The 14,326-nt window shown below is 59.8% G+C and carries 14 protein-coding genes; all 14 read left to right on the top strand.

Annotated elements, in window-relative coordinates; genetic code table 11:
• Positions 1–87 precede the first annotated feature (87 nt).
• The 14 genes from I5192_RS16970 to nosZ all read left to right on the top strand — a co-directional run bounded on the left by I5192_RS16970 (position 88) and on the right by nosZ (position 14,325).
• Positions 88–1,872: a NapC/NirT family cytochrome c gene (locus I5192_RS16970; protein WP_223117363.1), complete on the top strand. Its 1,785-nt coding sequence runs from the start codon at positions 88–90 to the stop codon at positions 1,870–1,872.
• Positions 1,873–1,926: 54 nt separating this feature from the next.
• A complete protein-coding gene (locus tag I5192_RS16965; protein WP_170514408.1) occupies positions 1,927–2,328 on the top strand; it encodes a plastocyanin/azurin family copper-binding protein in 402 nt (133 codons plus the stop codon).
• A 189-nt stretch (positions 2,329–2,517) separates the two neighbouring features.
• The gene (cobA, locus tag I5192_RS16960) at positions 2,518–3,279 is read left to right on the top strand and encodes a uroporphyrinogen-III C-methyltransferase (RefSeq protein ID WP_223117362.1); all 762 of its coding nucleotides are present in this window, start codon (positions 2,518–2,520) and stop codon (positions 3,277–3,279) included.
• Positions 3,272–3,643, top strand: a complete 372-nt coding sequence (locus I5192_RS16955; RefSeq protein WP_255611990.1) for a cytochrome c — start codon at positions 3,272–3,274, stop codon at positions 3,641–3,643. The genes cobA and I5192_RS16955 overlap by 8 nt, the downstream gene beginning before the upstream one ends.
• The gene (locus I5192_RS16950) at positions 3,640–4,785 is read left to right on the top strand and encodes a cytochrome D1 domain-containing protein (protein ID WP_223117361.1); all 1,146 of its coding nucleotides are present in this window, start codon (positions 3,640–3,642) and stop codon (positions 4,783–4,785) included. Before I5192_RS16955 ends, I5192_RS16950 begins: the two co-directional genes overlap by 4 nt.
• 1 nt (position 4,786) lies before the next feature.
• A complete protein-coding gene (locus I5192_RS16945; protein WP_223117360.1) occupies positions 4,787–5,776 on the top strand; it encodes an AsnC family transcriptional regulator in 990 nt (329 codons plus the stop codon).
• On the top strand, positions 5,773–6,222 hold the full coding sequence (locus I5192_RS16940; protein WP_170513576.1) for an Lrp/AsnC family transcriptional regulator: 450 nt from the start codon (positions 5,773–5,775) through the stop codon (positions 6,220–6,222). Before I5192_RS16945 ends, I5192_RS16940 begins: the two co-directional genes overlap by 4 nt.
• Positions 6,219–6,701: an AsnC family transcriptional regulator gene (locus tag I5192_RS16935; protein WP_223117359.1), complete on the top strand. Its 483-nt coding sequence runs from the start codon at positions 6,219–6,221 to the stop codon at positions 6,699–6,701. The genes I5192_RS16940 and I5192_RS16935 overlap by 4 nt, the downstream gene beginning before the upstream one ends.
• A 3-nt stretch (positions 6,702–6,704) precedes the next feature.
• Positions 6,705–7,919 (top strand): heme d1 biosynthesis radical SAM protein NirJ, encoded by a 1,215-nt coding sequence (nirJ, locus tag I5192_RS16930; RefSeq protein ID WP_223117358.1) that lies wholly within the window; start codon positions 6,705–6,707, stop codon positions 7,917–7,919.
• Positions 7,894–9,447 (top strand): nitrite reductase, encoded by a 1,554-nt coding sequence (locus I5192_RS16925; protein WP_223117357.1) that lies wholly within the window; start codon positions 7,894–7,896, stop codon positions 9,445–9,447. Before nirJ ends, I5192_RS16925 begins: the two co-directional genes overlap by 26 nt.
• Entirely contained in the window at positions 9,404–9,667 is a 264-nt protein-coding gene (locus I5192_RS16920; RefSeq protein ID WP_223117356.1) for a hypothetical protein, read from the top strand. Before I5192_RS16925 ends, I5192_RS16920 begins: the two co-directional genes overlap by 44 nt.
• Before the next feature lie 102 nt (positions 9,668–9,769).
• On the top strand, positions 9,770–10,234 hold the full coding sequence (locus I5192_RS16915) for a DUF2946 family protein (RefSeq protein ID WP_170737087.1): 465 nt from the start codon (positions 9,770–9,772) through the stop codon (positions 10,232–10,234).
• Between the two features lie 17 nt (positions 10,235–10,251).
• Positions 10,252–12,402, top strand: a complete 2,151-nt coding sequence (locus I5192_RS16910; protein WP_255612152.1) for a NosR/NirI family protein — start codon at positions 10,252–10,254, stop codon at positions 12,400–12,402.
• A gap of 15 nt (positions 12,403–12,417) precedes the next feature.
• Complete coding sequence (gene nosZ / locus I5192_RS16905) at positions 12,418–14,325, top strand: TAT-dependent nitrous-oxide reductase (RefSeq protein ID WP_223117355.1); 1,908 nt, start codon at positions 12,418–12,420, stop codon at positions 14,323–14,325.
• The last annotated feature ends 1 nt before the right edge of the window (position 14,326 follow it).

Here is a 14,326-nt window from a genome sequence, read left to right as displayed (position 1 = left end):
GCCCGCCCTTTCCTCGTTTGACTCATCAGCCAAATCCACAGGCCTGACATCCAGGGCCAGAAAAAGAAGCCAAAACGGAGACCGGATATGACCTCCGAACCGGAAAAGAAAAAACCAATCTGGCGCCGGTATTTCCTGTGGGGAATGCCCGTGGCCGGGATCGCTGCGGCCTTTGCCGCCGGCATCATCTTCTGGGGCGGGTTCAACACCGCTATGGAAGCTACCAACACCAAGGAATTCTGCGTCTCGTGCCACGAGATGCGAGATTTCGTTTACGAAGAATACACCGGCACAATCCACGACGTGAACCGTTCGGGCGTAGGCGCGGTCTGTTCCGACTGTCACGTGCCCAAGGATTGGACTCACAAGATCATCCGCAAGATCAAGGCGTCCAAAGAACTGTATGGCAAGGTGGTCGGCACCATCAACACCCGCGAAAAGTTTGAAGCCAAGCGCGTACATCTGGCTATGAACGAATGGGAGCGGATGAAATCCACGGACTCGCGCGAGTGCCGCAACTGCCATGACTTCGAGTCGATGATGCCCGAGTTCCAGAAACCCCGCGCCCGTCAGCAGCACCTGAACGCGATGACCGTCGGTCAGACCTGTATTGACTGCCACAAGGGGATTGCGCACTCGGACGCCCGCGACCGGGCCGACGAAGAGTATCTGGAAAAGCTTGAAGCGCCGAACCCCGCTTTCATTCGCGAAATCCCGGCCGAATATCTGGCCAGTCTCGAACGCATCGAAGCCAAAGAAGCCGCCGATGCCGAGGCTGAGAAAGCCGCGCGTGTAGCCCAGCAAGAGGCCGTACAGGCCCAGATCGCAGCAGCGGTTGACGCAGCCGTCGCGGAAGAGCGTGCCAAAGCTTCTGGCGAAGAAGCCGCAGCCCCGGCAGGTGGCGGCAGCGGAGTTGGCACAAATATCGATTGGGCCGCTGTCCCCGGTGCAGATATGAAACTGTTCTATCCTGGTCAGGCCTCGTTTGAATGGGTTCAGAACGGCAGATCCCACGGAGGAGCACGTCCTTTGACCAAGGGCGGAGATAAGTGCACCACCTGTCACGCTGCCGAACTGGACGCGATCGGCAACAAGATCGTGGCCGGTGGGGATCTGGAACCAACCCCGATCCCGGGCAAACGCGGCGTGATAGACGCCACCGTTCAAGCCGCACATGATGATGAGACCCTCTATATCCGTCTGCAATGGCCGGATGCGGGTCACAACCCTGCCCCGTTTGTGGATGGTGGCAAGATGGACCCGGACAACCAGATCAAGGTGGCCATGATGATCACTGGCACAGGGATCGAGCTGGGCGATCAAGTGGGCTGCTGGGCCTCCTGCCATGCAGACAACAGCTACATGCCCTTTGACCCGGGTGCCGAGGCGATTGCCGCAAATGGCGATGTCTCGGGTCGGCTGAGCACGCAGGACACTGTGACCAAATACATCAGCGAAAGCCGCACCGAGGTCGAGATCAAAGGCCGCCGCGGTAAGGCGCTGGGTGGCTGGGACAAGCTGCAGGCCGCCGATCAGATCGAGCAGTATCTGGCCGATGGCACCTATCTGGACCTGATGCGCGTCTACGCGGACGGCAGCGCCACCAACGGCTATCTGCTGGAACAGCGCGTGGTCAATGACGGTGAGATCGCCGCCTCGGCCAGCCTTGATGCAGGTATGTGGACCGTGGTCTTCACCCGCCCATTGAACTCGGGCGCAGCCGGTGACGTGCCGCTGGAGGCCGGTCAGACCTATACGGTGGGCTTTGCCATCCACGATGACTTTGCCGCCGCACGGTTCCACCACGTGACGCTGGATACCAGCCTGGCATTGGACGACGACAATGCCTTCATCAACGTCGTCAAACAATAAGGAAGAGGGGCCGGGCAATCCGGCCCCTTCCGCTTAAAAGAGGAGACTTGGACAATGAAACCCCAACACCTTCTCCCTGCGCTGCTGCTTCTGGCCGCGCCCGCATGGGCAGAGGACACCGCCGCGCTGTGTGCCGAAGCCGAAGAACGCTATGTCGAGCTGTTCGGTCAGCCCTCCTCCGCCGTTGAGGATGCCGATGTGGTGCTGATGTACAAATACACGTTCTGCCCAGCCGAGCTAACCGTGAAACCGGGCACAACCGTGCGCTGGGTGAATGTCGATAAGCGCACCAGTCACTCGGTCCTACTGAAAGACGGCAGCGAGCCCGAAAGCGACCGTTTGTTTCCTGAGGAGACGGTTGACCTGACCTTCCTCATCCCGGGTCCGCAGGACTATCTGTGCGGCCCACATTGGGAGACACAGAACATGATCGGCATGATCACCGTCGAACCCTGAGCCGAGGCAATCATACAGGCAAGCCGAAAGGAGCGCGGGGCAATTCCCGCGCTCCTTAACTTTAGTCAAGGAGGTTCCTTTCCGATTACGCCAGTCTGGCCGCATGACACGCCCGGCTCACCCAGCAACGTCCCCTGATCGCGCAGGAATTCCGGGCTCCGAAGACATTCAGACCAAGCGAGTTTGCACATGAGCGGTAAGGTTTTTCTGATTGGCGCAGGCCCCGGTGACCCCGAACTGATGACCCTGCGCGCGCTGCGGATGCTGCAAGAGGCGGACGTGGTGGTCTATGACCGTCTGGTCTCGGCCGATATCCTCAATCTGCACTCTGATGGCGCACGGCTGATCCCGGTTGGGAAGGCCCCCAAGTGTCATACCGTGCCGCAGGATCGCATCAACGAAATCCTCGTCGAAGAAGCCAGCGCCGGTCACACCGTTGCTCGCCTCAAGGGCGGCGATCCGATGATCTTCGGGCGTGGATCGGAAGAGGCCGCGCACCTGATGGCAAACGGCATCCCAGTCGAATACGCGCCGGGCATTACCGCAGCGCAGGGGGCATCCTGTTCGACAGGCGTGCCGCTGACCCATCGTGGGCTGGCGACCTCGGTGCAATATGTCACCGGGCACCGACAGGCCGACAAGGTGCTGGATCTGGATTGGAAACGTCTGGCCGACCCGGACTCGACCTTGGTCGTCTATATGGGCGTCGCCAATATCGGCCAGATCGCCATGGGACTGATGACCGAGAACCTGCCCGGCTCAACTCCGGTTTTGGCGGTAGGCAAAGCGACCACACCTGATGAGCGCCGGATGGTATCCCGGCTGGATCGGCTGGCCGCTGATGTGCGCAAGGCCGGGCTTAAGGCGCCCACGCTGTTCATCATCGGCAAGGTAGTTTCACTTTACGCAGAACGGCCTGTGGCCGACCTTTTGGAGCGGGCGCATGGCTAAGTTCTGTTCCAGAAGGCCTGCACAGCAACCGGCTGTGAGAGGACGCAAAGGATGGGCGGCACGTGCTGTTCTCACTTCCGCAGTGCTTGTTGCCACCACGGCCTTCGCTGCTGACACACTTGACCCCAACGCACTGAAACGCCTTGTCCATCAGGATTGCGGCTCATGCCATGGGTTATCGCTGAAAGGCGGCCTCGGCCCTGATCTGCGGTCCAAAACACTGGAACACTACGATGCCGAGGTACTGACCGGCGTGATCCTCGACGGCATCCCCGACACCGCGATGCCCCCATGGCGGCCCTTGATCAGCGAAGAAGAGGCCGAATGGATCGCCCGTTACCTGCTGGCACAGGAGGCACAATGAAACAGCTCATCCTTACCCTCGCCGCCGCCCTTATGATGACCACCGCCCAGGCTGAACCCACGGCGACCGGCGACCTAGGACTTGTGATCGAACGCGCCAAGGGTTCGGTTCTTCTGGTGGACCAATCCGACCGCGCAGCGCTGGCGCGGATCGAAGGTCTGGGCGATCTGTCCCATGCCTCGCTGGTCTATTCACCCGATGAGCGCTTTGCCTATGTATTTGGACGAGACGGCGGCTTGACTAAGGTGGATATCGTCACCCGCCAGATCGTGAACCGGGTCGTGCAGGCGGGCAACGCCATTGGCGGTGCCATTTCGGATGACGGCGAGCTGGTCGCTGTATCGAATTATGAACCTGGCGGTGTACGCGTCTTCGATGCGGAAACGCTGGAGATGGTCGCGGACATTCCTACCGATAGCAAAACCATCGGATTGGTCGATGCACCCGGCCGCCGGTTTGTTTTTACCATGTGGGACACGGGCGAGACCTGGATTGCTGATTTCTCCAACGGCGCACCCGCGATCACCAAGATCCCCGAAATGGGCAAGAATCCTTACGACGCGCTGATCACCGCAAATGGCCGCACCTATATCACCGGCTTGTTTGGCGAGGATGGCCTGACCGCGCTGGACCTTTGGGCCGAGACGCCCGAACCCATCCGCGTGCTGCCCAACTATGGGCGCGGGCAAGAGGAGATGCCGGTCTACAAGATGCCTCACCTCGAAGGCTGGGCGCTGACGGGGCGCGAATTTGTGCTGCCTGCCGTCGGCCATCACGAGGTTCTGTGGATCGACGCCGACACTCTGACCGAGACCGGACGTACGCAGACCCATGGTCAGCCGGTCTTTGCCATGGCCCGTCCTGACGGGCGGCAGGTTTGGGTAAACTTTGCCCACCCTTTGAACGACACCATTCAGGTTATTGATTCTGTGACCAAGGAGATCATTCACGAATTCAAACCCGGCCCTGCCGTACTGCATATGGAGTTCACTCCGCGAGGGCATGAGGTCTGGATCAGCGTGCGCGACGCCAACAAGGTTATGGTCTACGACACGCAAACGTTTGAAAAACTGCGCGAGATTGAGGCCGACAGCCCCTCGGGCATTTTCTTCACCGCACGTGCACACAGAACGGGGCTTTGACATGCAGCATATCACCGACCCGATCGACCGCCGTCTTTTGGACGATTTCCAGCGTGATTTTCCCATCGTAGAGCGCCCGTTTCAGGTTCTGGCCGACGCCCTTGGGCTGGAAGAGGCAGAGGTGCTCGACCGTCTGGCCCGGATGCGCAAAACCGGGCGCATAACGCGGGTTGGTGCGACTATCGCACCCGGCGCGGTTTCCGCCAGTACGCTGGCGGCTGTGGCGGCTCCGGAAGAACTGCTGGAAGAGGTCGCGGCGCTGATCGATGCGGAACCAGGTGTGAACCACAATTACCAGCGCGAGGATGACTGGAACCTTTGGTTTGTGGCCACTGGCCCGGACCGGGCGCATGTGAACGACACCCTCGCAAGGATCTCGCAGCGCTCGGGGCTGCGGGTTCTGGATTTGCGGCTGGTTCGGCCGTTCAACATTGATCTGGGCTTTCGTATGTCGGGCGAGACCCGCAATGCCCCTGGCCCGCAAAAAGTGGATCGTTCGGCAATGCGAGAAGGCGACCGCCCCCTGTTGCAGGCCCTCAGTTCCGGCCTGTCGCTGGTCTCAGATCCTTATGCGGCGCTGGCCCGAACCCTGGACCGCGACACAGACGACGTGATGGATCGCGTAGCCGCCTTGCACCGGGCCGGGATCATCTCTCGCCTGGGGGTCATCGTACGCCACCGCGCTTTGGGCTGGTCCGCCAATGCAATGGTAGTCTGGGATATGCCAGCCGAGCAGGTCAGCAGCGCTGGCCCGGCACTGGCAGCGCATCCAGGTGTGACACTGTGCTATGAGCGCAACCCGGTCGAGAATGTCTGGCCCTATCGTCTCTATTCCATGATCCATGCGCGTTCGCGCCCTGAGGCAATGGAGGTTTTGGCCGGGGCCGCCGCCCTGCCCGAACTATTTGGCGCGCAGCGCAAAGTCCTGTTCTCGACCCGTTGTTTCAAACAGACCGGCGCGTTGATCCAACCGAAAGAGGCAGCAGCATGACTATGGACGCGACCGACCGCGTAATCCTGAACCGGATGCAGGATGACCTGCCGCTGACCGCGCATCCCTTTGCCAGTGTAGCCCAGGAACTTGGGATTCCCGAAGACGAACTCCTAACCCGTCTCGCACGAATGAAAGAGCAGCGGATCATCACACGTTTCGGCCCGTTTTTCGACGCCGCTGCAATGGGTGGAGCGTTCTGCCTGTGCGCCATGGCCGTGCCAGAGGATGAATTCGAAACCGTCCTGACCAAAGTCAATGCGCACGCCGAGGTTGCCCATAATTATGAGCGTACGCACCGGCTGAACATGTGGTTCGTACTGGCCACCGAAACGCCTGAGGGGATCGAGGCCGCCGCTGATGCGATCGAACGGGAAACGGGGATCGAAGTTCTCCGTTTCCCCAAACTACAGGAATTTTTCATCGGCTTCCGGGTGGCAGCATGATCGACGTTCAGGACAGAGAGATTATCGAAGCGCTGCAAAGCGGTCTGCCGCTTGTGCCTGCGCCTTACGCAGCCGTTGCCGAAAAGCTTGGGTTGGACGAGGATGCCCTTTTGTATCGTCTGGCAGAGCTGAAATCCCATGGTGTTATCCGCCGCATCGCCGCCGCTCCGAACCACTACAAGCTGGGGATGACGGCAAACGGAATGACTGTTTGGGATGTAGACGACAGCCAGGTCGCGGAATTGGGCGCACGGATCGGGGCGCTGCCCTTTGTCACCCACTGCTACGAACGTCCCCGCGCCCTGCCCGATTGGCCCTATAACCTGTTCGCCATGGTCCACGGCTCTGACCGGGACGAAGTCGAGAAAAAACGCGCCGAGATCTTCGCAATTCTGGGCGATGCCTGCCGGGCCAAGGACATCCTCTATTCCACGCGCATCCTGAAGAAGACAGGGCTGCGGTTGAAAAAGAAAGGCTGAGACATGTTCCGCCTTACCGAATACATGCAGCAGCTCGTCAAACCGACACCGGTGCGCAGACGCCGTCCCGGCCCGGTGAAGCCGGTAGTGATCTGGAACCTGACGCGGCGCTGCAATCTGAAATGCCGCCACTGTTACACCGTTTCAGCAGATGTCGCGTTCCCCGGTGAGCTCAGTCACGAGCAAGCCATGGTAACCCTTGAGGATCTGGGCCAATTCCGCGTCCCGGCCCTGATCCTCTCGGGTGGGGAACCGCTGGACCGGTTCGATTTCTTCGACATCGCCAAACGCGCCCGCGATCTGGTGCCGATGCTGGCACTGTCGACCAACGGTACGCGGATTTACGACGAAACCGCCGACATGATCGCCGACGTGGGCTTCAACTATGTCGGCATTTCGCTAGACGGGATCGGGGCCACGAATGACTGGTTCCGGGGCGTCGAAGGGGCTTTTGCCGATGCTTTGCGCGGCGTACGCGAATGTAAGAAACGCGGTATCAAGGTGGGCCTGCGTTTCTGCCTGACCGAGGGCACACAGCACCACCTGCCTGACCTGCTGCAACTGTGCGACGACGAGGGTGTCGACAAGTTCTACCTGTCTCACCTCGTCTATGCCGGGCGCGGTGACAAGAACCGAGGCGAGGATGCCGAGCATTTGCGCACCCGTAAGGGTTTGGATTTGTTGTTGGAACGCGCGTGGGAAGCCGTCTCGGGCGGTCGTCCGCTGGATATCGTGACTGGCAATAACGATGCCGATGCCGGGTATTTCCTGAACTGGGTTCGGTCGCATTTCGACCATGACAAAGCTGCCAATGTGCGGGAACATCTTGCGGCGTGGGGTGGCAACTCTAGCGGTTTGGGCGTGGCCAATATCGACAACCTCGGCCGCGTGCATCCCGATACCTATTGGTCCGATTACACTGTTGGCAATGTGAAGACCAAATCGTTTTCGGAACTCTGGACCAGCGATGACCCGATGCTCGCCATGCTGCGTACCCGTCCGCGTCCTTTGAAGGGGCGTTGCGGGGCCTGTCAGTTAAAGGATGTCTGCGGTGGCAACACCCGCATCCGTGCCTTGCAACTGACCGGCGACCCGTGGGCCGAGGACCCGGCCTGCTATCTATCAAACGAAGAAATCGGCGTGCAGGGCGCAGGCGAGCGTCTGCAGGTCACGCCGTTCCGAGGGAAAAGCCATGATCCGGCGCATCAATTCTTTTGACACCTTGAAAATCGGCACATTCTGCTCGCTGCTGCTGACCGGCGCAGCTTGGGCTGATGCACCTTCGGATTATGCTGAATTCTGTGCCTCATGTCATGGCGAAAACCGTCTGGGTGGGGTCGGTCCGGCGCTGATCCCCGAGACGTTGAAACGGATGCGTGGGCCACGCGTGGCGGCGGTGATTGCCGAAGGGCGTACGGCCACCCAGATGCCTGCGTTTTCGCACGAGTTGGACGCGTTGCAGATCGAGGAACTGGCGGGATGGTTGAAATCTCCGCTGGAGACCGATCCCGAATGGGGTGAGGCCGATATCATGGCCAGCCGGACTCTGGATGATGAGTACGTATCGGTTGACGCGCCTGTCTGGGACAGCGACCCGATGAACATCACGCTGGTGGTGGAAACAGGCGATCATCATGTCAGTGTGCTGGACGGCGATACGTTCGAGGTTCTGGATCGGTTCGAAACCCCGTTCGCCGTGCATGGTGGGCCGAAGTTCAGCCCCGATGGGCGCTATGTCTTCATCATGTCGCGCGATGGCTGGGTGCAGAAATATGATATCTGGGCGCTGAAACAGGTGGGCCGCGTGCGCGCGGGGTTAAACAGCCGCAACATCGCCATGTCGGGTGACGGCAAATGGGTGGCAGTAGCGAACTATTTACCGAACTCACTGACCCTGCTGTCGACAGAGGACTTGTCGGTCGCGAAAGTCATTGAAGTCAAAAGCAAAAAGGGCGTTCCCAGCCGTGTTTCCGCCGTTTATCAAGCACCGCCGCGCGAAAGCTTTGTTCTGGCGCTGAAGGATGTCCCCGAGATTTGGGAGGTGTTCTACGGGGCCAACCCGCCGCAATCCGGTATAGGCCACGATTTCCGCATCGAGGGGCAGTTCAAGAACCCCGACCCGTTCCCCGTGCGCAAGATCACCACGCCTGATTATCTGGACGATTTCTTTTTCGATCAAAGTTATGAATACGTTATGGGCGCCTCGCGTGATGGCAAGGGCGGGCAGGTGATTGATCTGGTGATCGGTCATAAGATCGCAGATCTGGACCTGCCGGGGATGCCTCACTTAGGTTCGGGGATCACCTGGCAGCAGGGCGACACCACCGTGATGGCTACGCCGCATCTGACCGATGGCACGGTCTCGGTGATCGACACGGGAACATGGGAAACCGTCAAGCGGATCAAAACCGAAGGGCCAGGATTTTTCATGCGCAGCCATGAGAACTCGCCTTACGTCTGGGCCGATGTGTTCTTTGGCCCGAACAAGGATGCCATGCACGTGATCGACAAGCAAAGCCTTGAAATCGTGAGAACTTTGCGCCCCGCGCCGGGTAAGACCGTGGCGCATGTAGAATTCACCAAGGATGGCAGTCACGCGCTGGTTTCGATCTGGGAAGATGACGGCGCGGTGATCGTCTATGACGCGCAAACGCTGGAAGAGGTCCGCCGCCTGCCGATGCGCAAACCGTCTGGGAAGTACAATGTCTGGAACAAAATCACCTTCTCGGAAGGCACCAGCCACTGAAGGCAAATGGCCGGTCTGGAAGCTGGCCATCCTGCTTTATCCGGCCACGGCTCTGACTGTGGCCATCAACCTGTTTCTGGCTGGGCTGATCCTGCACAGCGCGGGGTTTGGTGCGATTGAACCAGTACCTGCGATCTTATGGTCCATCCCCTTGGGCGTGCCCGCCTCATGGCTGGCAGGGTGCTGGGTGCGTGGCCTGATGGATGAGGCAGACGATTGATTTGAAAAGAAAATCAGAAATTTGCTTCACCTAACCTAAGTCAAGTCGCGACTCGGTAGAATCCAATACCCCAAAGGCATAGCTTTCCGAGTCGGAGACTCCATGCCTGCCCTGATCCCTCTGCACAATCTCCCTGTACGCGCAACTCGCGCGGCATGTGGGTTGGCAGGCATATTCCTTCTGTTGTTGCAGGCCTTTGGACCGGTGCTGGCGAGTCCCGGTGAAAGTGTCTGGATGGAGATCTGCTCGGAAGGCGGCGCGGTCTGGGTTGAAGTTGATCTTGAGGAGGACACCGAAGACCCGACCGCGTACTGCCCAAAATGCGCCGATTGCGCGCTGTGCGCTGTCACCAGTGCAGCGCCCGCACCCGAGCTGGTGCAGATACCGCAAATCGGAAACTTCCGTGTTGTACAGCTTCAGAACAGCAAATCTTCCATGTTGTACAAGTCGCATAAGCTGTGGCCCGAAACCCGGGGACCTCCGCGCCCGACCCAAGAAACTGCTGAACGCGCCCTGCGCGCGTCCATGGCGTCCACCCTAAGTATCGGAGGTGCGCCGTGGTCGTAAGTCGCGCAATCCATATAATGCTGGCCCTTGCCCTGTCCTGCCTGATGGCGATTAGTGCCCATGCCGACAGCCTCGCCAGCTTCCTGCCCGAGATTGAACCCGCCGATCTGGCCCCCGGTGCTGATGCCATTGGGCCGGTCCGCGATGACGTTCCGGTTGCACCCGTTCTGAAGGCCGGCGAGACCGTTGCTTGGGCCTTCCTAACCTCTGACTTCGTTGGCACCACCGGCTATTCCGGCAAACCGATCCATGTGGTCGCCGCCATCGATGATCAAGCGGTGCTGACCGGTGTGCAATTGGTCAAACACTCGGAGCCCATCGTTCTGATTGGCATCCCCAACGCGCGCATGGTTGAGCTGACCGAAGGCTATGCCGGTCTGGACTTGAAGGTTGAGGCTGAAACCGGCGGTGAGGGGCATGACCTCGATATCATCTCGGGGGCCACCGTCACGATCATGGTGATTGATGACAGTCTTGTGCGCGGCGGCATCAAGGTGGCGCGGGCGTTGGGGTTGGGCGGTTTGTCTCCGCTGCAGGCCGATGGGCCGAAACGCGAAGTCGATCTGGCGCAGGATGCGGTATACGACTGGACCACCCTGTCCGGCGACGGCTCGGTCCGGCGACTAACGCTGGATATCGGGCAGGTCAACGCTGCGTTCGAAGCCACCGGAGATCAGCGCGCCATCAAACGCCCTGAACCCGGCGAACCAGATGACACCTATATTGATATGCATATGGCGTTGGTATCCGTGCCGTCGATCGGCAAGTCGCTGCTGGGTGAGGCCGAATATCAAAACATGGTCGACTGGCTGGACGAAGGCGAGCAGGCCATTCTGGTGCTGGGGCGTGGGGCCTACAGCTTCAAGGGCTCGGGCTATGTCCGGGGCGGGATTTTCGACCGGATTCAGTTGATCCAAGGCGACAATTCGGTGCGATTCTTCGACAAGCAGCAGCGCCGGTTAGGCAAGGTTGCGGCACCCGATGCCCCAAGCTTCACGGAATTGGACATCTTCAAGATCCCCGCTGAGGCCGAGTTTGATCCGGCCGAGCCCTTCCGCCTGCAACTGTTGGCGCAGCGGGCTGTGGGCGCGGTTGAGAAGACCTTTCTGACCTTCGATCTGGGCTACAAACTGCCCGAGCAGTATCTGCTGCCCGTTACGGCCCCTGTAGTCGTCGATGACGCCACCGGCGAGGCAGCAGCCAAGGCCGCGCTTTGGAAACGCATCTGGAAGGATCGCACGGTTGAGATCGGGGTGCTGGGCGTCATGCTTTTGGTGCTGACAGCGACATTCTTCTTCCAGTTCCACGCCACCATGAACGCCCGCGTCTTCTATTGGTTCCGCATCGGATACCTGACCATGACGCTGTTCTTCATCGGCTGGTACGCCAATGCGCAGCTGAGCGTCGTGAACTTGATGGCGCTGGCAGGCAGTCTGCGCACCGGCTTCTCTTGGGATGCCTTCTTGCTGGACCCGTTGGTCTTCATCCAATGGTTCGCTGTCGCTGCCGCGCTGCTGTTCTGGGGTCGGGGTGCTTATTGCGGCTGGCTGTGCCCGTTTGGCGCGCTGCAGGAACTGACCAACAAGATCGCGCGGGCCTTCAAGGTGCCGCAATGGACACTGCCCTGGGGCCTGAATGAGCGGCTCTGGCCCGCGAAATACATGATCTTCCTCGTGTTGTTCGGGATCAGTTTTGTCTCGATCCCGCTGGCTGAGACCTATGCCGAGGTCGAGCCGTTCAAAACTGCGATCATTCTGAAATTCATGCGCGACTGGCCCTTCGTGGTCTTTGCGCTGACCCTGCTGGGGATCGGGCTGTTCATCGAACGGTTCTATTGCCGCTATCTCTGCCCCTTGGGTGGTGCGCTGGCGATCCCTGCCCGTATCCGCATGTTCGACTGGCTGCGCCGCTACAAGGATTGCGGCACCCCCTGTCAGACCTGCGCCAACGAATGCCCCGTTCAGGCGATCCACCCCACCGGTGAGATCAATCCGAACGAGTGCGTCACCTGCCTGCATTGTCAGGTGCTCTACCAGTCCGAGGACAAATGTCCCGTCGTTATCCGCCAGTTGAAACGGCGGGCCAAGACAGGGTCGGTTCAACCGAAAACCCCCCTCGGACAACCACCGGCGAACCATCCGAACGCCAAACCGCAAACCGTTTCCTAAAAAGGAGGAACGATCATGTCGGAACACGATAAGAAACTGAATGTCACACGCCGCGGACTGCTGGGTGCCTCTGCGACCGGCGCCGTGTTGGCCGGAACCGGTCTGGGCAGCACCCTGATGACCGCGAAAGAGGCCAGCGCCGCCGCCAATGCCGCGCTGGAGCCCGGCGAGTTGGACGAATATTACGGCTTCTGGTCCTCGGGTCAGACCGGCGAGGTGCGTATCCTCGGCGTGCCGTCGATGCGCGAGTTGATGCGCATTCCGGTATTCAACCGCTGCTCGGCCACCGGCTGGGGCCAGACCAACGAGTCGCTGAAGATCCTGACCGAAGGGCTGCTGCCAGAGACCAAGCAGTACCTGGCCGCCAATGGCAAAGTCACCTACGACAATGGCGACCTGCACCACCCGCACATGTCCTTCACCGATGGCACCTATGATGGCCGCTATTTGTTCATGAATGACAAGGCCAACACACGCGTCGCGCGCATCCGCTGCGACGTGATGAAATGCGACAAGATCATCGAAATCCCGAACGCGCATGACATCCACGGTCTGCGTCCGCAGAAATACCCGCGCACCGGCTATATCTTCGCCAATGGCGAACACGAGGCACCGCTGGTCAATGATGGCGAGATCCTCGATGATCCGTCGCAATATGTGAACATCTTCACTGCCATCGACGGTGACACGATGGAGATCGCATGGCAGGTGATGGTGTCGGGCAACCTCGACAACACTGACTGCGACTATCAGGGCAAATACGCATTCTCGACCTCGTATAACTCGGAAATGGGTATGAACCTGGCCGAGATGACCGAGAATGAGCTGGACCACGTGGTCGTGTTCAACCTGAAAGGCATCGAAGACGCGATTGCTGCTGGCAACTATCAGGAGCTGAACGGCGTCAAGGTCGTGGACGGGCGCAAAGAGGCGGGCGGTAACCTGACCCGTTACATCCCGATCCCGAACTCGCCGCACGGAGTGAACGCAGCACCCGACAAGAAACACATCATGATCAACGGCAAGCTGTCCCCGACCGTATCCGTGATCGATGTGGAAAAGGTCGATGCGCTGTTTGCCGACAATGCCGATCCACGCTCGGCCATCGTGGCGGAACCGCAGCTGGGTCTTGGCCCGCTTCACACCGCGTTTGATGGCAAAGGCAACGCCTACACCACCCTGTTCCTGGACAGCCAGGTGGTGAAGTGGGACATCGCCAAGGCCATCGAAGCCTTCGGTGGTGCGGATGTTGATCCGATCCTCGACAAAGTGGATGTGCATTATCAGCCGGGCCACAATTCGACCTCGATGGGCGAAACGGCTGAGGCTGATGGCAAGTGGCTGATTTCGATGAACAAGTTCTCGAAAGACCGCTTCCTGAACGTCGGGCCACTGAAGCCGGAAAACGAGCAGTTGATCGATATCTCGGGTGATAAGATGAAGGTGGTCCATGACGGCCCGACCTTCGCGGAACCGCATGACTCGATCCTCGTGCACCGGTCCAAGGTGAACCCGGTCAATGTCTGGGATCGCAACGATCCGATGTGGGAAGAAGCGCGCCAGCAGGCTGCCGCCGATGGTGTGGACCTTGAAGAGGGCGCCGAGGAGCCGATCCGCGATGGCAACAAGGTGCGGGTCTACATGACCTCGACCGCGCCGGTGTTCAGCCTTGAGAAGTTCACCGTCAAACAGGGTGACGAGGTAACGTTGTATGTCACCAACCTGGATGACGTGGATGACGTGACCCACGGGTTGTGTCTGTCGAACTTCGGCATCGCGATGGAGGTTGCGCCGCAGGCCACCGCTTCGGTCACCTTCATTGCCGACCGTCCGGGCGTGCACTGGTTCTATTGCCAGTGGTTCTGCCACGCGCTGCACATGGAGATGCGCGGCCGGATGTTCGTTGAGCCGCGGAGCGCATAAC

Origin of the sequence: Ruegeria sp. SCSIO 43209 (genome assembly GCF_019904295.1) — a bacterium.
Classification (GTDB): Bacteria; Pseudomonadota; Alphaproteobacteria; order Rhodobacterales; family Rhodobacteraceae; genus Ruegeria.
The sequence above is the reverse complement of the archived record's forward strand: the minus strand, read 5'-3'. Positions and strand labels throughout refer to the sequence as shown.

Bases quoted from the DNA above. Each gene is read 5' to 3' on its own strand.
- I5192_RS16910 (WP_255612152.1), top strand. From the start codon at position 10,252: ATGCTGGCCCTTGCCCTGTCCTGCCTGATGGCGATTAGTGCCCATGCC.
- cobA (WP_223117362.1), top strand. From the start codon at position 2,518: ATGAGCGGTAAGGTTTTTCTGATTGGCGCAGGCCCCGGTGACCCCGAA.
- I5192_RS16970 (WP_223117363.1), top strand. From the start codon at position 88: ATGACCTCCGAACCGGAAAAGAAAAAACCAATCTGGCGCCGGTATTTC.
- nosZ (WP_223117355.1), top strand. From the start codon at position 12,418: ATGTCGGAACACGATAAGAAACTGAATGTCACACGCCGCGGACTGCTG.
- I5192_RS16920 (WP_223117356.1), top strand. From the start codon at position 9,404: ATGTCTGGAACAAAATCACCTTCTCGGAAGGCACCAGCCACTGAAGGC.
- I5192_RS16935 (WP_223117359.1), top strand. From the start codon at position 6,219: ATGATCGACGTTCAGGACAGAGAGATTATCGAAGCGCTGCAAAGCGGT.
- I5192_RS16950 (WP_223117361.1), top strand. From the start codon at position 3,640: ATGAAACAGCTCATCCTTACCCTCGCCGCCGCCCTTATGATGACCACC.
- nirJ (WP_223117358.1), top strand. From the start codon at position 6,705: ATGTTCCGCCTTACCGAATACATGCAGCAGCTCGTCAAACCGACACCG.
- I5192_RS16965 (WP_170514408.1), top strand. From the start codon at position 1,927: ATGAAACCCCAACACCTTCTCCCTGCGCTGCTGCTTCTGGCCGCGCCC.
- I5192_RS16955 (WP_255611990.1), top strand. From the start codon at position 3,272: ATGGCTAAGTTCTGTTCCAGAAGGCCTGCACAGCAACCGGCTGTGAGA.
- I5192_RS16925 (WP_223117357.1), top strand. From the start codon at position 7,894: ATGATCCGGCGCATCAATTCTTTTGACACCTTGAAAATCGGCACATTC.
- I5192_RS16940 (WP_170513576.1), top strand. From the start codon at position 5,773: ATGACTATGGACGCGACCGACCGCGTAATCCTGAACCGGATGCAGGAT.
- I5192_RS16945 (WP_223117360.1), top strand. From the start codon at position 4,787: ATGCAGCATATCACCGACCCGATCGACCGCCGTCTTTTGGACGATTTC.
- I5192_RS16915 (WP_170737087.1), top strand. From the start codon at position 9,770: ATGCCTGCCCTGATCCCTCTGCACAATCTCCCTGTACGCGCAACTCGC.